The sequence below is a fragment of the Streptosporangium sp. NPDC001559 genome (assembly GCF_042893955.1).
GTDB lineage: Bacteria > Actinomycetota > Actinomycetes > Streptosporangiales > Streptosporangiaceae > Streptosporangium.
Window position 1 is genome coordinate 48265 of the sequence record NZ_JBIAVG010000013.1, and the last position, 20521, is coordinate 68785.

General features: G+C 70.9%; 18 protein-coding genes. 10 read left to right on the forward strand and 8 right to left on the reverse strand.

What is annotated here, in order from left to right; all coding sequences use genetic code 11:
• Positions 1 to 167 precede the first annotated feature (167 nt).
• Both ACFYY8_RS27225 and ACFYY8_RS27230 read left to right on the forward strand, forming a co-directional pair.
• Positions 168 to 536, forward strand: a complete 369-nt coding sequence (locus tag ACFYY8_RS27225) for a phage holin family protein (RefSeq protein ID WP_352010336.1) — start codon at positions 168 to 170, stop codon at positions 534 to 536.
• 303 nt (positions 537 to 839) lie between these two features.
• Entirely contained in the window at positions 840 to 2210 is a 1371-nt protein-coding gene (locus ACFYY8_RS27230) for a carbohydrate-binding protein (protein ID WP_390045618.1), read from the forward strand.
• Between the two features lie 180 nt (positions 2211 to 2390).
• On the opposite strand, the gene ACFYY8_RS27235 is transcribed toward ACFYY8_RS27230, so the two are convergent.
• Complete coding sequence (locus ACFYY8_RS27235; RefSeq protein WP_390045620.1) at positions 2391 to 3371, reverse strand: LacI family DNA-binding transcriptional regulator; 981 nt, start codon at positions 3369 to 3371, stop codon at positions 2391 to 2393.
• A 230-nt stretch (positions 3372 to 3601) separates the two neighbouring features.
• On the opposite strand from ACFYY8_RS27235, the gene ACFYY8_RS27240 reads away from it, so the two are divergent.
• Positions 3602 to 4507: an amidohydrolase family protein gene (locus ACFYY8_RS27240; RefSeq protein ID WP_390045622.1), complete on the forward strand. Its 906-nt coding sequence runs from the start codon at positions 3602 to 3604 to the stop codon at positions 4505 to 4507.
• A 43-nt stretch (positions 4508 to 4550) separates the two neighbouring features.
• On the opposite strand, the gene ACFYY8_RS27245 is transcribed toward ACFYY8_RS27240, so the two are convergent.
• Positions 4551 to 5627: an RNA-guided endonuclease InsQ/TnpB family protein gene (locus ACFYY8_RS27245; protein ID WP_390045624.1), complete on the reverse strand. Its 1077-nt coding sequence runs from the start codon at positions 5625 to 5627 to the stop codon at positions 4551 to 4553.
• A gap of 156 nt (positions 5628 to 5783) precedes the next feature.
• Between ACFYY8_RS27245 and ACFYY8_RS27250 the strand changes: the two genes are divergently transcribed.
• The gene (locus ACFYY8_RS27250; protein WP_390045626.1) at positions 5784 to 6308 is read left to right on the forward strand and encodes a cysteine dioxygenase; all 525 of its coding nucleotides are present in this window, start codon (positions 5784 to 5786) and stop codon (positions 6306 to 6308) included.
• 68 nt (positions 6309 to 6376) lie between these two features.
• Here ACFYY8_RS27250 and ACFYY8_RS27255 read toward each other — a convergent pair whose 3' ends face one another.
• The gene (locus tag ACFYY8_RS27255; RefSeq protein WP_390045628.1) at positions 6377 to 7474 is read right to left on the reverse strand and encodes a glycerophosphodiester phosphodiesterase; all 1098 of its coding nucleotides are present in this window, start codon (positions 7472 to 7474) and stop codon (positions 6377 to 6379) included.
• 124 nt (positions 7475 to 7598) lie between these two features.
• Between ACFYY8_RS27255 and ACFYY8_RS27260 the strand changes: the two genes are divergently transcribed.
• Positions 7599 to 8018, forward strand: a complete 420-nt coding sequence (locus tag ACFYY8_RS27260) for a hypothetical protein (RefSeq protein WP_390045630.1) — start codon at positions 7599 to 7601, stop codon at positions 8016 to 8018.
• On the opposite strand, the gene ACFYY8_RS27265 is transcribed toward ACFYY8_RS27260, so the two are convergent.
• On the reverse strand, positions 8006 to 9466 hold the full coding sequence (locus ACFYY8_RS27265; protein WP_390045632.1) for a benzaldehyde dehydrogenase: 1461 nt from the start codon (positions 9464 to 9466) through the stop codon (positions 8006 to 8008). The two genes, ACFYY8_RS27260 and ACFYY8_RS27265, sit on opposite strands and share 13 nt — an antisense overlap.
• Before the next feature lie 147 nt (positions 9467 to 9613).
• On the opposite strand from ACFYY8_RS27265, the gene ACFYY8_RS27270 reads away from it, so the two are divergent.
• Positions 9614 to 10321 carry an HAD family hydrolase gene (locus tag ACFYY8_RS27270; RefSeq protein ID WP_390045634.1) on the forward strand — a complete coding sequence of 236 codons (708 nt, stop codon included), beginning with the start codon at positions 9614 to 9616 and terminating at the stop codon, positions 10319 to 10321.
• 167 nt (positions 10322 to 10488) lie between these two features.
• On the opposite strand, the gene ACFYY8_RS27275 is transcribed toward ACFYY8_RS27270, so the two are convergent.
• Complete coding sequence (locus tag ACFYY8_RS27275) at positions 10489 to 10722, reverse strand: hypothetical protein (protein ID WP_390045636.1); 234 nt, start codon at positions 10720 to 10722, stop codon at positions 10489 to 10491.
• 143 nt (positions 10723 to 10865) lie between these two features.
• Here ACFYY8_RS27275 and pcaB point away from each other — a divergent pair, with 143 nt between their 5' ends.
• The 3 genes from pcaB to ACFYY8_RS27290 all read left to right on the forward strand — a co-directional run bounded on the left by pcaB (position 10866) and on the right by ACFYY8_RS27290 (position 14016).
• Complete coding sequence (pcaB, locus tag ACFYY8_RS27280) at positions 10866 to 12215, forward strand: 3-carboxy-cis,cis-muconate cycloisomerase (RefSeq protein ID WP_390045638.1); 1350 nt, start codon at positions 10866 to 10868, stop codon at positions 12213 to 12215.
• An 84-nt stretch (positions 12216 to 12299) separates the two neighbouring features.
• The gene (locus ACFYY8_RS27285) at positions 12300 to 13319 is read left to right on the forward strand and encodes a LacI family DNA-binding transcriptional regulator (protein WP_390045640.1); all 1020 of its coding nucleotides are present in this window, start codon (positions 12300 to 12302) and stop codon (positions 13317 to 13319) included.
• Between the two features lie 136 nt (positions 13320 to 13455).
• Positions 13456 to 14016, forward strand: coding sequence for an RICIN domain-containing protein (locus ACFYY8_RS27290; protein WP_390045642.1), 561 nt, complete (start codon positions 13456 to 13458; stop codon positions 14014 to 14016).
• Between the two features lie 5 nt (positions 14017 to 14021).
• On the opposite strand, the gene ACFYY8_RS27295 is transcribed toward ACFYY8_RS27290, so the two are convergent.
• Positions 14022 to 15230: an MFS transporter gene (locus ACFYY8_RS27295; RefSeq protein ID WP_390045644.1), complete on the reverse strand. Its 1209-nt coding sequence runs from the start codon at positions 15228 to 15230 to the stop codon at positions 14022 to 14024.
• 65 nt (positions 15231 to 15295) lie between these two features.
• Here ACFYY8_RS27295 and ACFYY8_RS27300 point away from each other — a divergent pair, with 65 nt between their 5' ends.
• Entirely contained in the window at positions 15296 to 16276 is a 981-nt protein-coding gene (locus tag ACFYY8_RS27300; RefSeq protein ID WP_390045646.1) for an ArsR/SmtB family transcription factor, read from the forward strand.
• A gap of 323 nt (positions 16277 to 16599) precedes the next feature.
• On the opposite strand, the gene ACFYY8_RS27305 is transcribed toward ACFYY8_RS27300, so the two are convergent.
• Both ACFYY8_RS27305 and ACFYY8_RS27310 read right to left on the reverse strand, forming a co-directional pair.
• The gene (locus ACFYY8_RS27305; protein ID WP_390045649.1) at positions 16600 to 17376 is read right to left on the reverse strand and encodes an AMP-binding protein; all 777 of its coding nucleotides are present in this window, start codon (positions 17374 to 17376) and stop codon (positions 16600 to 16602) included.
• 647 nt (positions 17377 to 18023) lie between these two features.
• Positions 18024 to 20504, reverse strand: coding sequence for an ATP-binding protein (locus ACFYY8_RS27310; protein WP_390045651.1), 2481 nt, complete (start codon positions 20502 to 20504; stop codon positions 18024 to 18026).
• Between the last annotated feature and the right edge of the window lie 17 nt (positions 20505 to 20521).

A 20521-nucleotide genomic window follows, 5' to 3' on the forward strand; every position in this document is an offset into this window, starting at 1 on the left:
GCGTCGCCCATGCATGCGCGCCACCACGCCGAAACGCCGTCACCCGAAAACGCCGCCATCCCGAAACGGCGTGACCCGAATCCGTGACCGAACAGCCGCGCCGACGCGTCGCAGACTGTTTAGTGTCCAGGTATGCCCGTCCGACCCCCATGCGAGGATGCCCGAACGTGAGAATCATCATCAAGATCCTGGTTGTGGCGGCCGCCCTGTGGGCGGCGACACAGCTCGTGAGCGGCATCACGGTGTCCGCGACGTCCACCAGCAGCCAGATCGTCACCCTGATCGCGGTCGCCCTGGTCTTCGGTGTCGTCAACGCGGTGCTCAAGCCGATCATCAAGGTCCTCGGCTGCGCCTTCTACGTGCTCACGCTGGGCCTGTTCGCCCTGGTGGTGAACGCCGGCCTGCTGCTGCTCACGAGCTGGATCGCCGAGCAGCTCCGCCTGTCGTTCCACGTGGAGGGCTTCGGCGCCGCCTTCTGGGGCGCGATCATCGTCGGTCTGGTGAGCTGGCTGCTCGACCTGGTCCTCGGCGACTGACGGCCCGCGCCCGAAGGCCGGAACCAGGGCCGGGGGAACGGCGGACGGCCGTTCCCCCGCTGGGAACGACCCGGGTAACGCACCATGACATGGGGCTCCCACAATGGACGCGGCCCCGTTGAACCAACGTCCTCCGCCCTACGTACCAGATAGGGATGACGGAGTTGACTAACGATGTCACCCTTTAACAAGTCATGTCGGTTAAATCTTCATAGCACAGTGATAGGGCCGTTCTGAGAGAGCCGCTCCTTGTGTCCTAACCGTTACGTTGACGGCGCACCCCCCGACACGAGGAGAGATCATATGCTCCGCAGAAATGCCGTGGCAGTGGGCGTCACGCTCGCCGCCGCGTTGGTAGCGACCCCCGCCCTCGCCTCCGTAACCACCGGCGCAGCCTCCGCCGATCCCCTTTATGTTCAGGCGAAGGCCCAGGCCGCCGCCGTCGTCAAGCCCGCCCCCGAACTGGTCTCCGCGCTCACCCGCGACCTCGGCATCACCGGTGAGCAGGCCTCGACCCGCCTGGTCAACGAGAGCGCGGCCTCCAAGGTCGAGCCCGTCGTCGCCAAGCAGCTCGGCGTCGCCTACGGCGGCACCTGGGTCACCGGCCCGACCTCCGACCTTGTGGTCGCCACCAGCGACTCCAAGCAGCTGACCGCCATCCTCAAGACCGGCGCCCAGGCCAAGCTGGTCAAGCACTCGCTGGCCGCGCTCACCGCGGCCCAGGAGGGCCTCAACCGGCAGGCCAAGGAGTCCTCCCCCTCCTCGGTGAACGCCTGGTACCTCGACGTCCGCAACAACTCGGTGGTCGTGCTGGCCTCCGACGTCGCCGCGGGCCGGTCCTTCGTCGCGGCCAGTGGCGTGGACAAGGCGCTGGTCAAGGTCGAGCAGTCGAGCGAGAAGGCCAGGACGTTCTACGACCTGCGCGGCGGCGACGCCTACTACATCGGCAGCGGCAGCCGCTGCTCGATCGGCTTCTCCGCCACCCGTGGCGGCCAGAGCGGCTTCGTCTCCGCGGGTCACTGCGGCAGCACCGGCAGCTCGACCAGCGGCTCCAACCGGGTCGCGCAGGGCACCTTCCAGAACTCCGTCTTCCCGGGCAGCGACTACTCCTGGATCGCCACCAACTCCAACTGGACCCCGCGTGGCGTCGTGGTCCAGAACGGCGCCACGATCCCGGTGAACGGCTCGACCGTCGCCCAGGTCGGCTCCTCGGTCTGCCGTTCCGGCTCGACCACCGGCTGGCACTGCGGCACCGTCCAGCAGCTCAACAGCAGCGTCTCCTACCAGGAGGGCACCGTCTACGAGGTGACCCGGACCAACGTCTGCGCCGAACCCGGCGACTCCGGTGGTTCGTTCATCTCCGGCGACCAGGCCCAGGGCGTCACCTCCGGCGGAACGGGTAACTGCTCCTCCGGCGGCACGACCTACTTCCAGCCGGTCGGCGAGATCCTGCAGGCGAACGGCCTCGCCCTGGTCACCAGCAACGGTGGCCCGAGCCCGACGCCGACCTCGACCTCGACCCAGAACCCCGGTGGCACCTGGGCCGCCGGCACCGCCTACAGCGCGGGCTCGACCGTGACCTACGGCGGCTCGACCTACCGTTGCCTCCAGGGCCACACCGCGATGCCCGGCTGGGAGCCGCCGAACGTCCCGGCCCTCTGGCAGCGCGTCTGACACCGGACCCTCCCGGGCTCCGCGTCACGCCTCACCACCGGTCCCCTCAACGGCGCCTGCCCACGTGAGGACCCACGGACCGGCCAATGAGCGGACGGCCTCCCGACAGGGCCGTCCGCTCGGCAGGAAGGCCCGGCACCGAACCACGGTGCCGGGCCTTTCGCGCGCCGGACGCCGCGTTCAGGAGGCGCCGGGCGCAGCCGTCCCCCGGCCGACCGAGCCGCGCTCGCGCAGTTCGGGGGCCTGGACGATACGGCGGCGGCGGGTGTTGCCGTCGGCCGCGGCCACCACCGTGCGCACGGCGGCGCGGATGATGCCGTCGATGTCCCAGTCGACCGTGGTGAGCCCCGGGGTGAGCAGTCCCGACATCGGGTGGTCGTCGTAGCCCATCACCGACACGTCGGCGGGAATGCGCAGCCCCCGTTCCGTCGAGGCGGCGTAGACGCCGTAGGCGATCGAGTCCGCGAAGCAGAAGAACGCCCGGTGCCCGTCCGCGAGCATCGCGTCGGCCACCCCGGTCGCCGCGGTGAGCGCCTGCGGCGCGGTGACCACCTCGATGTCCAGCCCCAGCCGTCCCGCCTCCGCGAGCACGTGCACGTCCGCCGGACGGTCCGGGGTGCTCGCCCTGGTCGGGGTGAGTACGGCGATGCGCCCGTGTCCCCGGTCCCGCATGTGTTCGAGCGCCAGGGTGACCCCCGCCCGGTTGTCGAAGACGACCTCCCCGGCGGTCCGCGCGCCCGCCAGGCCGTCGCCGATCGAGACGACCGGCAGGCTCTCACACAGTTCTGGCCACACCTCGGCCGCCGGGTCGACCGGCTGCACGATCAGGGCGTCCACCCGCTGGTCGCGCAGCTGCCTGGCCAGGGTCCGTTCTCGGTAGGGATCGCCCGCGGCGTCCAGGATCAGCGCGTACCGGTCGTTGTCCTTCAGCGACCTGCCGATACCGACCGCCAGGGCCTGTTGCCAGAGGTCCTCGAGCGAGCCGCAGAGCAGGCCGATCGTCCCTGTCCTGCCGCTGGCCAGCGCGCGGGCGATCGGATCGGCCTCGTAGCCGAGTTCGGCGGCCACGCGCCGGACCCGCTCGATGGTCTCCTCCGACACCTGCATGCCGCGCAGGGCGTAGGAGACCGACGCCGGGGAGAGACCGGTGGCCTTCGCCACCTCACGTATAGTCGCTCGTTTCCGTGGCTGGGGCACTTGTCCACCCTATGCCGGAACCCCCGTCTGAACAGGGGTATGCCGTACATCCGGATGGTTCGGGGCATCGCCTCCCATAAGGTGAACCGGTTCACTGAATCGGTTCAGTGAACCGTGTCACCCGGGGACGTAGTAAGGTCAGAGCTGTTACCTATATTCTAGGTAGGGAATACCACGAAAGGAAGGGGAGAAAAATGGCCGTCGACGTGCACCAGCACCTGTGGGCGCCCGCGTTCGTGGACGCGCTGCGCCGCCGTACGACTCCTCCCCGTCTGGACGGCTGGACCCTGCACCTGGACGGCGAGCCCCCCTACGAGGTCGACCCGGCCGACCACGACCTCGCCGTACGGCTGGCGCGCAACGAGGACCTGGAACTGGCGCTGGTCTCACTGTCCAGCCCGCTCGGCATCGAGACGCTGCCGCCCGAGGAGGCCTGGCCCCTCATCGACGCCTATCACGAGGACGCCCTGGAGCTGCCCGCCCCCTTCGGCGCGTGGGCGGCGGCCTGCCTCTCCGACGTCGACCCGGCCAGGCTCGCCAAGGCCCTCGACCAGGGGCTCGCCGGACTCCAGCTGCCCGCGACGGCCATCGGCGACGAGGCGGGGCTGGCCGAGGTCGCGCCCCTGCTCGACGTGCTCGCCGAACGCGACCTGCCGCTCTTCGTGCACCCCGGTCCCGCCGGGACGCCCGCCGGCCCCGGCTGGTGGCCCGCCGTCGTGCCGTACGTCCAGCAGATGCACGCCTCCTGGTACGCCTTCACCGCCTTCGGCCGGACCCGCCACCCCGACCTGCGGGTCTGCTTCGCCCTGCTGGCCGGGCTCGCGCCGCTGCACTCCGAGCGCCTGATCAGCCGGGGCGGCCAGAGCCGGGGCCAGGTGGACCCCGGTGCCTTCCTTGAGACCTCCTCCTACGGTCCCCGGGCCATCGACGCCGTCATCCGCGAACTCGGCATCGACGTCGTGGTCAACGGCTCCGACCAGCCGTACGCGACCGCACCCGACCCCGCGCTCGGCGAGGCCGCCGGGCACGCCATCGCGGTCACCAACCCCAGCCGTCTGTTGAATCGAAAGGAGTCGCGCAAGTCAGCTTCTCGGTCGTGAACGACCGAGCTTGCAGCTCCTCGCCGTCGATGGGTTCGACGGTTCAGGCCGCGTCGTCGGCAGCGTGACTCACTGCCCGGCGACCGATGTTGATCGCCGCGATGTGGTCGGCAGGCCCAGCGAAGCCGCACGCCACACAGAGGAAGGAGTCCCGATGGGGACGGTTGCGTTTCGCGCAGTGCCCGCATTCGGGGCAGGTGCGCGAGGTGTTGCGGGGATCCACCAGCCGCACCGGCACCCCGGCGAGGGCCGCCTTGTAGGTGACGAACGTGCGGAGTTGGTGGAACGCCCACGAGTGATGGTCGGCACGCTGGGCCTTCGTAACCGTGACCCGATCCCGGATGCCGCCCAGGTCCTCCAGGGCGATTCCCATGCGGGTGTCTTTGGCCTTGCCGACCAGCGCCTTGCTGATCACGTGGTTGGTGTCGCGGGCGAAGCGGGCTTCTTTACGGCGACGTGCCTTGAGCAATCGCTTCGCGGACTTGGTGCCCTTCTTCTGCAACCGGCGTCGAAGCATCCGGTTGCGGTGGCGCAGCGCGCGCACCGCCTTGCCCGAATGGGTGGTGCCGGTGGAGTCAGCGGCCAGGTTCACGATGCCGAGATCCACCCCGAGCCAGCCGTCCGGTTCGCCGCCGCCGGGAGGTTCGGGCACCTCGATCACAACGGCGAGATAGAACGCTCCGTCGCGCCAGATCAGGTCGGCCTGACCGCGCATCGTCGTTCCCGAGACGCCCAGCCAGCGGCCCTGGTAGACGACGGGCACCAGGATGCGCCCGTTCAGGGTCGCGATGGAGATCAGGTCGCGCCCTTTGAAGGTGAGGATGCGCTGGTCGTAGGCGACCGCGCCCAGCTCCCGGAAGACCGGGCGGATGTTCTTGTCCCGCTTGTAGGCCTCGCATGCCTTGGCGATCGAACGGATCGCCATCTGCGCGGGCAGAGCGAACTCCGCGCGCAGGCCGGCGTAGATGAGTTTCTGGACTGCGATCTTGTTGGCGGTGTGGTGTGCGAACGCCACCTCGGCGGCCCGGGTGGCGGCGGCGTTGCAGGCCCGCATGGTCGCCAGCAGCGCCTCACACTGCTCGGCCGCCGGGGAGAGCTTCAACATCTCCGTCACCAACACGCATTGAACATAACACTCAATATGAAACGGGGATTGAGTTATGCGGGACCGCACCGCGCTTCCTCCCGGCTCTGAAGGACCGGGCTTCCACGCTGTGGATATCCACGTGAATCAGTCCCAGGGCAGCGGGCGCTGCCGTCTCCTGGGAGGCACCCGATGAGCTACGACGCCCTGCCGGAACGCGCCCTCGACCGGCGTGAGCTCCGCGACCTGGTCGACACGCTGGCGGCGGACCCGTCACGCTGGGAGGACCAGGTGGCCTTTCCCGAGGAGGGGGGCCGCCACTACGCCTCCCTCTACCGGGACGCCTACGTGGACGTCTGGCTGCTGTGCTGGCGCCCCGAGGACGACACCGGCTGGCACGACCACGACATCTCCTCCGGCGCGGTCCGCGTGGTGGCCGGCACGCTGCTTGAGTGCAATCCCCGTATCGGCGGCGAGCATCTGGAGACGGTGGTCTCGGCGGGTGAGTCGTTCTCCTTCGGGCCCGACCACATCCACCGGCTGACCGGGGCCGTGAACGGCAGTGTCTCGATCCACGCCTACTCGCCGCCGCTGTGGCGCCTGGGCCAGTACTCGATCAGCGACACCGGGGTGATGCGCCGTGTCTCGGTGAGCTACGCCGACGAACTGCGCCCGATGGACGACCTTGAGGAGAACGGCGAGGTCGCCGTCGCGTAGGAGGCTCCGGGATCACTCCGGGATCACCGCCGGTCACCCAAGGGGCGGGTGGCCGGCGGTTCTCGTTCTCACCGGACCCGGTCCCTGACCGCCCTGGCCACGCCGGGGTCGTCGGAGAAGACGCCGTCGAGCCCGAGCCGGTAGAGCCGCTCAAGCCACCCGGCCACGTCACCCGTCGCGCGCGGGTAGACGGGACTGGCCGGGTTCCCGGCCCGGAAGTCCACCGGGAGCTGGGAGTTCTCCGGCCTGACCGTCCAGGCGTGCACCTGAAGCCCGGCCCGGTGCGCGTCCTGGACGAGCGTCGTGGGCTGCCGGGTTCGCCCCTCCGCGTCGAGGGGGACGACCCGCCGGGTGTCCACGCCGACGCCGTCCGCGTAGCCCGCCACCTCCCGCAGTCCCGCCGGGGTGACCATGGTGTCGTAGGTGCGCGGGTCCCCCGCCGCCGTCCAGTCGTACGGCGCGCCGGTGGCGTTGACCAGCTGGACCAGCCGCAGCCTGGTCCGTCCGCGCAGTTCCCGCAGGTTCGCGGTCTCGAACGACTGGACGAACACCGGGTCACGCCGCCCGCGCCAGCCGTACCGGCCGAGCACCTCGAGCAGCGGCTCCTCAAGCGACAGGCCGATGGAGTCGAAGTAGGTGGGGTGCTTGGTCTCCGGGTAGACCCCGACTCCACTGCGGCGCGCCAGCCGTACGACCTCCTCGAAGGTCGGGATCTCGGCGAGCCCGTCGAAGGCGGTGTTCTCCGGGCGCAGGTCGGGGATGCGTTCCTTGGCCCTGAGCGTCTTCAGCTCGGCCAGGGTGAAGTCCTCGGTGAACCATCCCGTGACGGCCCGCCCGTCGACGGTCTTGGTCGTACGGCGTCCGGCGAACTCGGGGTGGCTCTCCACGTCGGTGGTCCCGGAGATCTCGTTCTCGTGCCTGGCGACCAGCACGTGGTCCTTGGTGGAGACCAGGTCGGGCTCGATGTAGTCGGCGCCGAGCGCGATCGCGGTCTCGTAGGAGAGCAGGGTGTGCTCCGGCCGGTGGGCGCTGGCGCCGCGGTGGCCGATGACGACGGGAGTCCGGTCCCGGTGTTCCGCCGTCGCGGGCCTGGGCTGCTGCAGCAGAACCACGGCGGTACCGGTGACGAGGACGGCCAGTGTGGCGGCCGAGAGCCTGCGGATCATGATCTGAACGGTAGGACGGAAAGGTGGCCACCGGGTGCCGGGGACACGACCGGGACCACACGCACAGGTGTCCGCACGGGACCCCGGCCGAGGGCCGAGGCTGGTCGATCGACCGCCTTCTCCCTTGTCCGAGGGCAGGCCTCTCGGGGGCGACCCGCCCACCTCCCGATCACCCGCGTGGAGAGACCGTGTTCCTGCGCAAGGCGGCGCTGCCCGGCGCCGGTGCCCTCATGGCCCCGGCGGCCGGTGCTCCGTCGAGGTCTTCATCGCCGACGATCCGCACTCGGCGGGCACCGCCTTCTCCCACCTCGACGACGACACCGACCCGCCGCATCCGGGCGGGCCCGTGATCGTCGACCGGGCGGCCCACCGGGCCGACCGGGTCCTGCTGCGCGTGGCCGGTTCCCCCGCCGGCAGGCTCACCCTGCCGCTGGGCGACCGGCCACGCGACGCCGCCGCCACCTCAACCGTCACCGCGGCGGCCGCCCGCGCCGTCTGCGACCGAACGCGCCGGCGGACCCTCAGTCGCGTTCAGAAGGGGTAGCCCGCGATCTCGCCCTGCACTGTCACCCAGCGGGTCTCGGTGAACGCCTCGGCGTTGGCCCTGCCCCCGCCGAAGCGTGAGCCGGTGCCCGAGGCGCCCAGCCCGCCGAACGGCGCGACGGCCTCGTCGTCGACCGTCTGGTCGTTGATGTGGACGATCCCGGTGGGGATGAGGTCGGCCAGCGCCAGGCCCCGCATCGCGTCCCCGGTGAGGATGCCCAGGGACAGGCCGTACTCGCTGTCGGAGGCCAGCGCGGCGGCCTCCTCCGCCGTGGAGAACGGCACGACCGGCGCGACCGGGCCGAAGACCTCCTGGGCGTAGGCGGGGGCGCCCTCGGGAAGGTCGGCGAGCACCGTCGGCCGGTAGAACAGTCCCTCGTAGGTGCCCCCGGCCGCCAGCCTCGCTCCGGCCTCGACGCTACCGGTGACCAGGGCGTGGACCTTGTCGCGCTGCCCGGCGTCGATCAGCGGGCCGAGTGCGACCCGTCCGCCCGCCGGGTCGCCGACCGTCAGGCGCTCGGCCTTCTCCGCCAGTCGCGCGACGTACTCCTCCGCGATCGAGGAGTGCACGATGTGGCGGCCGGTCGTCATGCAGATCTGCCCCTGGTGCAGGAAGGAGCCCCAGGCCGCCGCGGAGACGGCCCGGTCGAGGTCGGCGTCCTCAAGCACGATCAGCGCGGAGTTGCCGCCGAGTTCCAGGTGGGCGCGCTTGAGCAGCCGTCCGCACTCCTCGCCGATCCTGCGTCCCGCCGCGGTCGATCCGGTGAAGGAGATCACCGGTACCAGCGGGTGGCCGACCAGTGCCTGGCCCGCCTCGACACCGCCGGGAAGCACGTGGAGCAGGCCCTTGGGCAGCCCCGCCTCCTCGAAGACGCGGGCGATCGAGAAGCCGCCGGAGACCGCGGTGCGCGGGTCCGGCTTGAGGATCACCGCGTTGCCCAGCGCGAGCGCGGGGGCGACCGAGCGGATGGCGAGGATCAGCGGGAAGTTGAACGGTGAGATCACCCCGACGACCCCGACGGGGACACGGCGGGCCATGCTGAGCCGCTTCTTCGCGGTCGGCAGGATCTCTCCCAGCGGCTGGGAGGCCAGCGCGGCGGCCTCGTAGCACTCCTGGGCCGCGATGTGCGTCTCCACACCCGTCTTCGGGCGGACGGACCCGGCCTCACGGACCAGCCAGTCCTGGATCTCCCGCTCGTGTTCCTCGAACAGCCGCCCGGCCCGCCGCAGCACCGCCGCCCGCTCCTCGAAGGAGGTCGCCGCCCACTCCCGCTGAGCCCGTACGGCCAGCACGGCCGCCTCCGCCACGTCCTGCGCGTTCGCCACGCCGACCCGCCCCAGTTCGGCACCGGTCGCGGGTTCGACCACCGCGGCGTCTCCGCCGCGCGGGGTGGTCCAGCCGTCCCCGTAGACCAGTCCCGTCCATGTTTTTGCGTCCATCAGCGTCATGGGGTCGTCTCCCTGTCGTCGCGACATGGTGGTGGGCGGGATGTTCAAAAATGAACATTCGTCCGCAGAACGAACTTACACATACGGGACGCATGCTGACCACGGTCTTCTCTCCAATGGGGCATAGCACCTCATACGATGTGATTCGTGCGCACTCTCGTTCTGTGGGACATCGATCACACCCTGCTCGCCGTCGGGCCGTTGACCAGGACGATCTACGAGAACGCGTTCACCACCGTGACGGGCCGGGTCCTGGCCGCGCACGGGTTGCCCTCCTTCGCCGGGAGGACCGACCGGGCCATCATCACCGAGACACTGCTGACGCACGGCATCGAGACGTCGGAGCCGCTGCTCCAGCGTCTCTGCCACGAGTTCGCCACCGGCTTCGACTCACGCATCCACGAGATCCGCGAACACGGCCGTGTCCTGCCCGGCGCCAGGGAGGCGCTCAAGGCCCTGGCCTGCCGTACCGACGTGGTGCAGTCGGTGCTCACCGGGAACATGCGGCCCATCGCGGTCAGCAAGCTCGCGGCGTTCTCCCTGGACGAGTACGTGGACTTCGAGGTCGGCGCCTACGGCCTCGACCACGGCGACCGCCCGCCCCTGGTACGGCTCGCGCAACTGCGGGCGGCCGAGAAGTACGGCGAGCGGTTCGACGAGCACAGCACCGTCCTGGTCGGCGACACCCCGCACGACGTCCTGGCCGGGCACCACGGCGGCGCCAGGGTCGTGGCGGTCGCCACGGGGGCGAGCGACGAGGCGGCACTGCGCGAGGTGGGGGCCGAACTGGTCCTCACCGACCTGTCCGACACCCCTGCCGTGATCGCCTCCATCCTCGGCACCGCCTCAGCGTGACCCGAGCAGGGCGGCCTGCGCCACGACGAGCGTCTCGGGTCCGTCATGCATCCGGTACAGCGGGGCCGGCAGAACGAGAACCGGCGAGAAATGATCTCCCAGCGGGGAGAACCCCGAACCGACCACCTGCCGGTTCCCCCTGACGAAGGCCAGGGGGAACCCCGCCCTCAGGCGCCTCCCGACCCCAGGGCGGGAAAGCGTCGTTCCACGGCGGCAACGGCGCCCAGGAACGATGGAAGGTCGATCTCGGCGGTGAACCCGCCGATCCGCGCGTGGATCGGCGAGGCCGGCTGGTTGCCGTCGTGAAAGTCGTTATGACCGGGAAACGTCCGGCCGAGGACCCGGATCAGTACATGGTCGAGACGCTCGGCTCTGCCGATGAGGATCTCCAGGCGATCCATGCCGACATCCTTCCTGAACCACCCGAAAGCAACAGTCCGAAACCACACCGGGTGCCGATATCCGGGAAGGAAGGCACTTCCCCGTCAAAGAGGTCTTTTCTATTTGTCCCTACACCTTCCCCGGAGCGTGACAGGCTGTCGCCATGACATTTCTAGAGGTGACCATGACCTCGTCAGCGCGCCATGGACTGTTCTCGGGGATGTTCGCCAGGGGCGGCGCGGCGCCCGAGGTGTCGGACGCGGCGTGGCTGGCCGCGATGCTGGACGTCGAGGCGGCGCTGACCGCCGCGCAGGCGAAGGCGGGGCTGGTGCCGTGGGAGGCGGCCTCCGCCGTACGGGAGGCCTGCGAGCCCGAGCGGTTCGACCTGGCCGGGCTCGGCCGCGCGGCCGTACCGACGGGGAATCCGGTGATCCCCATGGTCGCGGCGCTGCGCGAGCGGGTCGAGCCGGAGGTCCGGCGGTTCGTGCACTACGGCGCGACCAGCCAGGACATCAACGACACGGCCTCGATGCTGGTCGCCTCACGTGCTCTGGCACCGCTCACCGCCGACCTGTCGGCCTGCGCGAGCGCGTGCGCCCGGCTGGCCGTCGAGCACCGGGACACCGTGATGGCCGGACGCACGATCCTGCAGCACGCCGTGCCGATCACCTTCGGGCTGAAGGCGGCGGGCTGGCTGAACGCGCTGAACCAGGGCCTGGCCACGCTGACCGCCCTGTGTCTGCCCGTCCAGTACGGCGGAGCCGCCGGAACCCTGGCCGTGCTCCGTGGACGCGGCCACGAGGTGCTGCCGTACCTCGCGGCGGAACTCGGGCTGGCCGAGCCGGTCCTGCCCTGGCACACCGACCGCACCCCGATCGCCCGGCTGGCCTGCGCCCTCGGCACCGTGGCCGGGACGCTGGGGAAGATCGCGACCGATGTGAAACTGCTGTCCCAGCCGGAGGTCGCCGAGGCGGCCGAGCCGTCCGCGCCGGGCCGGGGCGGTTCGAGCGCGATGCCGCACAAGCGCAACCCGGTCGCCGCGATGTCGGTTCTGGCCTGCGCGCAGCGCGTCCCCGGGCTGGTCGCCGCCGTGCTCGGCGGCATGCTCCACGAGCACGAGCGGGCGGCCGGGCCGTGGCAGGCCGAGTGGGAGACGCTGAGCGACCTGCTCAGGCTGACCGGGAGCGCCGCGGCCTGGCTGCGTGAGGCACTTGAGGGGATGACCGTGGACGCCGAGCGGATGCGGGCCAACCTGGGCGCGACACGGGGGCTGATGATGGCCGAGCACGTCGTCGTCAGGCTCGGCGGCACCCCGAGGGCCAGGACGTTGGTCGACGCCGCGTGCGCCAGGGCATCCGACGGAGGCGGCACGCTGCGCGAGACACTGCTGGCCGATCCGGAGATCGCCCTGACCCCCGGCGAGGTGGACGCCGCCCTCGACCCGACCGGCTATCTCGGGTCGGCCGAGGCGTTCGTCGATCGGGCGCTACGCGCCCACGCGGACAGGCCATAACAGCCATAATCTAGACACAGGGGGCGGGGGTGTCCGTTGCGGGACGACATTGTCGAAAAAATGGGTCTGGGCGATGATCGGGCCGTGACCGACCGCCCCCATCGCCGTCCCGCCACGGGCGGTTCCCGAGGCCGCCCCACCATGAAGGACGTCGCCGCGTCCGCCGGGGTGGCGCTCAAGACCGTCTCCCGTGTCGTCAACGGTGAACGCGGGGTCAACGCGGCGACCGCCGAACGGGTGCGCTCGGCCATCGAACGGCTCGGCTACCGCCGCGACGAGAGCGCCAGAGGGCTGCGCGGCGGCCGTACGTCGAGCGTCGGCCTGGTGATCGAGGACGTGGCCGACCCGTTCTACTCCGGCGTCAGCCGGGCGGTCGAGGACGTCGCCCTCGGGTACGGCTCGCTGCTGCTCAGCGGTTCCTCGGGGGAGGACCCCCGGCGGGAGCGCGAACTCGTCCTCACCTTCTGCTCCCGGCGGGTCGACGGCCTGATCATCGTGCCCGCCGGGGCCGACCACGAGTACCTCAGGCCGGAGCTGGAGGCGGGCACGCCCGCCGTCTTCGCCGACCGGCCGGGAGGTCTGGAGGCCGACACCGTCATCTGCGACAACGCGGGCGGCGCGTGCTCCGGTGTGGCCCACCTGATCAGGTACGGCCACCGCCGTGTCGCCTTCATCGGCGACAGCGCGTCCATCTTCACCGCCGCGGAGCGCCTGCGCGGTTACCGGCGGGCCCTGGCCGAGGCCGGTCTGCCCGCCGACGACTCCCTGATCGCGACGGGTCCCCCCGAACGGGCGGGGGCGGCGCTGGCCAGGATGCTCTCGGCGCGGACCCCTCCGACGGCGCTGTTCACCGGCAACGGCCGGGTGACGCTGGCCGTGCTGCGCACCGGGCACCGGCTGCCCATGGTGGGCTTCGACGACTTCGAACTGGCCGACCTGCTGGTGCCGGGGGTGAGCGTGGTCGCCCAGGACCCGGCCGGGCTCGGCAGGACCGCGGCCGAGCTGCTCTTCCGCCGCATCCAGGGCGACCCCGGTCCCGCCGAGCACGTCGAGCTGCCGACCAGGCTCATCCCCCGAGGATCGGGAGAGCTGCCTCCCCCCTGACCCACGAGGGGTGTTCTGGGCCGGATGTCGGCATGAAAACACGACACAGGGCCGTCACACGACGTGACTCACCGAAACGCTCCGTCATCCGTGCTAATAAGTACAGGCCGATCCTTCAGAGCACCCGGGAGACGTGATGGGGCCCATCCGCGCAGGTCGTGCCGTCGCCCTGGCGGCTGCCTTGATCACCGTCCCCCTCCTCGGTCCGTCCACGGCCGTCGCGACGGGTGGCGCGGCGAGAACGGGTGAAACAGGAACGAAGGCGGGGTTCAGGTTCAGGGCGAGCCTGGTGGCCCGGCACAGCGGCAAGTGCCTGGACGTCGAGAGGGTCAGCACCAGGACCGGTGCCGACGTCCACCAGTGGACCTGCCTCGACGACCAGCCCAACCAGGAGTGGAACCTGGTCGCCACCAGCGACGGCTACTACACCCTGAGGGCGGCCCACAGCGGCAAGTGCCTGGACGTCGAGGGCGTCAGCATCAGGAACGGCGCCAACGTCCACCAGTGGACCTGCCTCGACGACCAGCCCAACCAGGAGTGGAAGCTCCTGCAGCGCGACAGCGGCTACTTCATCCTGGTGGCCCGGCACAGCGGCAAATGCCTGGACGTCGAGAACGCGGGCACCGACGACGACTCCGGCATCGACCAGTGGACCTGCGTCTACGGCCGGCCCAACCAGGAGTGGCGCCTCGCCTGAGCGGGTCACGACGCCCCGGCCGCGACCGCGGGCACGGGCCGCAGGTGCCTCCAGAGGACGAGGGCGGAGACGATCACGGCGACACCCGCCCCGGCGACCGCCAGGCTCGGCGCGACGACCTCGGAGACTCCCCCCACCAGGGCGGCGCCGACCGCCTGCCCGGTCATCAGGCCCGCCCCCGCCAGCCCGAACGACTGCCCCCTGACCCGCTCGGGAACCGCCTCGACGAACCTGCGCTGCAGGCCGAGCTGACAGGCACCGCTCGCCGCGGTGGCCAGCAGGAGCGCCAGCCCGGAGAGGGCGAGTCCCGGCGTGAGCGCGAAGACGAGCAGCGGCACACCCGACAGCACCGCCAGCGGCGCCGCCAGCCGCTCCCGGGTGTACGGCGCGGCGAACCGCCCCATCAGGAGGTTGCCGACCGCCAGCCCGACACACGCCGCGGCCAGCGCGATGCCGGCCGTCTCCCCCAGGTAGGGGACGAGCATCGCCTCCGCCCCGGACAGGAACGAGGTGGGCAGCCACTGGGCGAGCAGCAGCCCACGCACCCCGGGGTCGGCGAGCAGGTCCCGGTTGACCCGCAGCGTCTCCGCGACCGCGCCGCCCCGCCGTACACCGCGGGCGGGCGGGTCGGCCAGCCCGGCGCGCAGCACCAGGGCGGAGAGCACCGACAGTACGGCGGTCGCGGTGAGCGCCCCCGTTGGGCCCGCGACGGCCAGGACACCGCCGCCCAGTCCCAGCCCGGCGATCTGCGCCCCCGCGGACGTCATGGACAGCACGGACCTGGCCAGCACGAACGTGTCCCCCGGCAGCAGATCGGGAAGCAGGGCGCTGCGGGCCGCCCCGAAGACGGGTGAGAACAGGCCCGTCACCAGGACGAGCACCAGCATCATCCAGACCGGCATCCCGGTGAAGGCCAGCAGCAGGCATGTCACCACCCGGACCAGCTCCCCGACGATCATCAGGGCGCGCGGCCGTATCCGGTCGGCGAGGGAGAGCAGGAACGTCCCGCCGACCGCGTACGGCAGGAAGACCAGCATGTAGGCCATCGCCGACAGACCTGGCGAGCCGGTCCTGGCGTAGACCAGCGCCGCCAAGGCGAGCATCTTGACCTGGTCTCCGACGACAAGGAACGTGAAACTGCCGAACAGCACCCGGAACTGCCCGTTGGCGAAGACCTCGGAGTAGGTCGCGCCGTCTTTCCCCGTGAAGAGCATGGGCACGATGCTGGGAGACACCGGGGCAGCAGGCTAACCTTTCGACCATTCCCGAAAGGTGCCGAATGGGCTATCTCATCAAGGTCAGTCCGCAGGACATCGTGACCAGCAGGTTCGCGATCTCCCCGCTCATGGTGACCAAGCAGGCCCTCTGGCTGCTGTCGGGCAAATGGGAAGCCGGGGTGTGGCGCTCCTGGATACGACAGGCGCGCGAGCCGTACGGCCGGCTGCTGGCGGAGCGGCCGGGGCTCGGCCCGATGGTCTCGCTGTTCCGCGAGCGGCACTACAACGCCGACTTCCCCGCGCCGCCGCCCGACGGGGTGAACACCTCCTTCGAGACGGAGCTCTCGGCCGTACGGGCGACGCCCGCCGCCCAGGCGCACCGGGAGATCGCCAGGAACCTGGAGGGCATGCCCCGGCCCCCGGAGGCCGTCCTTGACGTGTTGTCCTCGCCGGACGTCGTCGAACTGTTCGCCGACGCCCTCGAAGCGGTCTGGACCCGGATCGTCTCCCCCATCTGGCCGCGCGTCCACGCGATCCTGGAACGGGACGTGGTCCAGCGGGCGGGCCGGCTGGCCACCTACGGCTGGGCGGCCGCACTGGACGACCTCAACCCCCGGGTGCGCTGGCGCCCCGAGGGGGTCATCGAGGTCGCCCCGGGCGGGCAGGAGGTGGCCCTTGAGGGGCGGGGGCTTCTTTTCGTGCCCTCCCCCTTCGTTTCCGGGGTCAGCTCCTACCTCGAACACGCCTGGCCGTACGCGATCGGATATCCGGCGCGGGGCACGGGGATCACGCATGAGACGCCGGACGGCCTGGCCACGCTGATCGGCAGGACCAGGGCTCGGGTCCTGCTCGAACTGGCGGTTCCCGCGACGACCAGCCAACTCGTCCGCCTGCTCGGTCTGAGCCTGGGCACCGTCGGCGGCCACCTGGCCGCCCTGCGTGGGGCGGGCCTGGTGACGGGCAACCGCACAGGGCGCGGAGTGCTGTATCACCGCACCGCCCTGGGCGACTCGCTGGTGAGCCCCTCGGCTCCCCGGCCGTGACCCGACCGCCGACCCTCCCCGGCCCCGTCCACCGGGGGAGGACCTCGGCCTGTCCGCGGACCCGTCGTGCCCCCTGTCCGCCCCCGCTGTAGGAGGTCAGGTGGGCAGGGCCCGCCACAGCCGTCCACCGTCGTCACATGGTCTTGCCGTCCCTTCGGGGTCGAGGCTCCGAGGGGCCCATGAAGAAGATGACAACGTTGTCAGGGGCTGTACACCAATCAACGCATCCGTCGGCGCGGGACGTCAAGGCATAGTCAGATAACAACACGTGCCCGTCCCTCCGCAGCCGCCGCCCGAGAGTGACGGCGGCCGGCACGGCCCGGTCACACGCGCTGGACCGTCCCGTCGAGCAACGTCAGTACGGTGACACCGAAGTCATGGATCGTCGCCGACAACTCCTGCGCGGCCAGGCCCGGGGCGACCACGACCAAGGAGCCGCGCATCAGCGCCAGCCCGATCAGGGTCGACAGAGCCAGGGTCGAGACCAGCGGCCAGGTCACCAGCAGGACGTCGGACTTCTCCAGCGCGACGAGCTTGTCCAGCTCGCACATCCGCCAGATCAAATCTTCATGGGTGAGCACGCTTCCGTCCTCGACCCGCAACGCGGGCTGCACGGACGGATCGAAGGACGGCAGCGGAGCCGGTGCGAGCAGCAGCAGGTCGGCGAAGTCGACGGTGTCACGCGCCTGACCGAACGCGATCACCTGCCGCACCCGGGAGTCGTCGGCCGCCTGTAACGAGCTCTCCGCCAACCCCGGGGTGGTGATCAGGAAGCGGGCGTCAAGACGGATCAGCAGGTCGCCCATCCGCCCGTTGCCGGACGCGATGGGCGCCGCGACCAGACCCGCCGCGATGACGGTGTGCACCGCCAGGACATGGGCGGCCACGTTGTCCACGTGGATCCCGGCCACCTGCCGTCCCCGCGCGCCCCTCCTGACCAGTCCCGAGGCTCCTCGCGTCACCTCCTCGGCCAGGCGGCGGTGGCTGTAGACCACCCCCGCACCGAGATCGATCAACGCGGGCCGGTCACCTCGCTCGTGCGCGCAGCCGAACACCGCCTCGGTAACGGTGCCCCTTATGGACGAGGAGGTCGGTCTCATGCCGACGACCGTACGGGCGGCGGCTCCGGCCCTGCATCGACAGATATATGTAAATGAGTGTGTATCCGGGATGGCCATGTCCGATGCTCCTTTCCTCGACCAGACGTTTCCGTGATTTACCGAAAGGCATATGACCTGCGGAAACGTCGCCGATCTGGGATGGGTTCCGTGATTCGCGGCGCCTTCCGTGGCACCTTCTGCGGCGCTGACGGGGAATTCGAACCGGCTGCCCGGCCGGCGGGAAATCGCAGAGGAAGGCGGCGGGCCTCTCACACGGCCGGGGCCCTTCACTCGCGGGCCTCACACGGGCGGGGCCCTTTCACGCGTGCGGGTCCGAGCCCTGCGCGGCTCGGACCCGCTGCCGCGTGTCCCGTGGCCTTCGGTCCCCACCCCTCCGAGGAGACCTCGACCGTCGAGAGGGACACGCGACGTTCGCGATGTGCCCGACCGAGACGCCTGGGATGGTGTGGGCCTGCCGTACCTGGCCGCTGTGGCGGGTGTGGCGCGGAAGGCGGGGCGTCATCGGTCGAACACGAGGAAAACGTACGGCTACCTGCTGCTTCTCCGCATGCGCCGGAGTGCGTATCCCAAGGTGTATCTACGTGACCGCCGATGTGTAGTTCCTGTGTGTAGGCGGAACGTCACCCTCAGACGCGATTGTGCTCCACGACCCATGTGGCGACCTGGGTGCGGGAGGAGAAGCCGAGTTTGGCCAGGATGTTGGCCACGTGCCTGGCCGCGGTCGCGGGGCTTATCACCAGTTCGTCGGCGATGGCCTTGTTGCTCAGCCCCCTGGCGATCAGCTCGGCGATCTCCCACTCACGTCCGGTGAGCGTGGTCATCGGGGCGGCCACCGGCATCCTTCCCGTCGGCAGCGGCGTCTCGGCCCGGTCCTCACCCTCCAGGGCGTAGCGGACCGCCTGCTCCTGGGTCATCTCCTTGCCGAGCGTCCACAGGTGGGCGACCAGCGTGTCGCCGAGACGCGCACGGGCCGGCTGGAGCAGCTCCTCCATCCGTGCGCCGAACCCGGACGGCATGGCACTTCCGCTCATCGCGTTCCTGATCGCGGCGGAGGCTCCCGCCAGGCGCACCGCCCGGTGGTCGTCCTCCTCCGCCAGGGCGAGCTGGGCGAGCGTCTCGATCCGCCGGGCGACGCCGAGCCGCTGACCGGTCCTGCGGCACAGGCGCAGACTCTCGGTCAGCCTGGCGCGGGCGGTCGTGAGGTCCCCTTGGGCCAGGGCTATCCGTCCCAGGCCGGACAGACAGGTGATGGTCTGCCAGTGGGCGGTGATGTCCTTGAGCTGGTCGAGGGCCTGTTCGTAGTGGGTGCGGGCCTCCAGCAGGTCACCCCGCGTCCAGGCGACCTGGGCCAGGCCGATGAGCGCCACCGGGGTGGCCCAGTGATTGTCGAGGCCGCGGGCGATGGCCAGCGCGGCCTCGAAGGAGCGCTGCGACTCCTTGGCCCGCCCCTCCGACAGCGCGAACGTCCCCTCCATCGAGCGGATCACCATCTCGTGCCAGGGGTCGTCGACCTTGCGCACCGCCTCCAGGGCCTCGTCCAGCAGGCGCCGGGCCTTGTCGGGGCGCCGCTGGTAGATGGCGACCCAGGCCAGGATGGCCAGCGCCCCGCTGAGCGGTCCGTACAGCGCCGTCGCCCGGCACAGGTCGGCCGCCTCCGAACAGGCCTCGTACGCCTTGGCGGGGTCACCCTGCCCGAAGGCCACCTGGCCGCGCAGGACCAGGGCGTCGCCGCGCACCTTGGGGGGGAGCGCCGCGGACTTGTCGGCGGACAACAGGCGCTCCAGCCACTCGTCGGCGGGGGTGAACCGGCCGCCCGCGATGGTGGGCCAGCGCAGCAGCACCAGCAGCCGCAGCGCGTTCTCCGGCTCCTCCACCTCGGCCGACCAGCGGACCGCGGCCCACAGGTTGCTCTGCAGCTCGTCCAGCAGCACCAGCACCGGGCAGATCTCCGTCCAGGTCGGGCGGGGAGACCTGACGATCAGCTGGTGCACGCGACCGGCGATCACGGCCATGTGGTCACGGTGCCGCCGCCTCAGCTCGTGCTCCTCGCCCGCGACCTCCAGCTGTTCGGCGGCGTACTGGCGGATCGTCTCCAGCATCCGGTAGCGCGTCTCGCCCGCGACCTCGGCGTCCGCAAGCACCAGGGACTTGTCCACCAGGCCGCACAGAACGCTCAGGACGTCCTCGGCCCACAGACCGTCACCGTCGCAGACCTTCTCGGCCATCTCCAGCGTCCATCCGCCGGTGAACACGGCCAGGCGCCGCAGCAGGATCCGTTCCGGCTCCTTGAGCTGCTGGTAGCTCCAGTCGACGGTGGCCCTGAGCGTCTGGTGCCTGGCGGGAGCCGTACGGTCTCCCTCGGAGAGCAGCCGGAACCTGTCCCTGAGCCTGGCGTGGATCTGCTCGACCGTCAGCACCCGGCACAGCGCGGCGGCCAGCTCGATGGCGAGCGGCATCCCGTCGAGCGCCCCGCACAGGCTGGCGATCTCGTCGGCGTTGCCCGCGTCGAGGGTGAACCCGCGCACGGCGGCTCTGGCCCTCCTGACGAAGAGCTGCACGGCCTCGCTGTCCATGGCGTACTCGTGGCCGTCCGCCTCCGGCAGCGTGAGCGGCGGCACCCGCCACACGGTCTCCCCCGCGACCCGGAGCGGCTCCCGGCTGGTGGTGAGCACCCGCACCTCGGGACAGATCGTGAGCAACGTCCTGCAGAAACGGGCGCACTCGTCGATGAGCGACTCACAGTTGTCGATCACCAGTAGCAGCTGCCGGTCGGCGAGCGCGTCGAACAACGTCTCGGAGAGCGAGCGGGACGGCTCGGCCTTGATGCCGAGCACGGAGGCGACCCGGGGAGCGATCAACTCGTCGCCGGCCGCCTCGGCCAGCTCGACCAGCCACACCCCGCCGGGGAAGCCCGGGGCCAACCGGCCCGCGACGTTGACCGCCAGCCTGCTCTTGCCGATGCCTCCGGCCCCGCACAGGGTCACCAGGCGGGCGACGCCCAGCAGCTCGACGAGTTCCTCGGCGTCGACCTGACGCCCGACGAAGTCGTTGGGCTCCAGGGGGAGGTTCCCACCGGTCGGAGAAATGTGCGCGGTGTCCTGTGTCATCGGCCCTTAACGAGATC

Excerpts from the sequence above, each read along its gene's own strand:
- ACFYY8_RS27230 (WP_390045618.1), top strand. The coding sequence starts at position 840 with ATGCTCCGCAGAAATGCCGTGGCAGTGGGCGTCACGCTCGCCGCCGCG.
- ACFYY8_RS27240 (WP_390045622.1), top strand. The coding sequence starts at position 3,602 with ATGGCCGTCGACGTGCACCAGCACCTGTGGGCGCCCGCGTTCGTGGAC.
- ACFYY8_RS27250 (WP_390045626.1), top strand. The coding sequence starts at position 5,784 with ATGAGCTACGACGCCCTGCCGGAACGCGCCCTCGACCGGCGTGAGCTC.
- ACFYY8_RS27255 (WP_390045628.1), bottom strand. The coding sequence starts at position 7,474 with ATGATCCGCAGGCTCTCGGCCGCCACACTGGCCGTCCTCGTCACCGGT.
- ACFYY8_RS27265 (WP_390045632.1), bottom strand. The coding sequence starts at position 9,466 with ATGACGCTGATGGACGCAAAAACATGGACGGGACTGGTCTACGGGGAC.
- ACFYY8_RS27275 (WP_390045636.1), bottom strand. The coding sequence starts at position 10,722 with ATGGATCGCCTGGAGATCCTCATCGGCAGAGCCGAGCGTCTCGACCAT.
- pcaB (WP_390045638.1), top strand. The coding sequence starts at position 10,866 with ATGACATTTCTAGAGGTGACCATGACCTCGTCAGCGCGCCATGGACTG.
- ACFYY8_RS27290 (WP_390045642.1), top strand. The coding sequence starts at position 13,456 with ATGGGGCCCATCCGCGCAGGTCGTGCCGTCGCCCTGGCGGCTGCCTTG.
- ACFYY8_RS27295 (WP_390045644.1), bottom strand. The coding sequence starts at position 15,230 with ATGCTCTTCACGGGGAAAGACGGCGCGACCTACTCCGAGGTCTTCGCC.
- ACFYY8_RS27300 (WP_390045646.1), top strand. The coding sequence starts at position 15,296 with ATGGGCTATCTCATCAAGGTCAGTCCGCAGGACATCGTGACCAGCAGG.
- ACFYY8_RS27305 (WP_390045649.1), bottom strand. The coding sequence starts at position 17,376 with ATGAGACCGACCTCCTCGTCCATAAGGGGCACCGTTACCGAGGCGGTG.
- ACFYY8_RS27310 (WP_390045651.1), bottom strand. The coding sequence starts at position 20,504 with ATGACACAGGACACCGCGCACATTTCTCCGACCGGTGGGAACCTCCCC.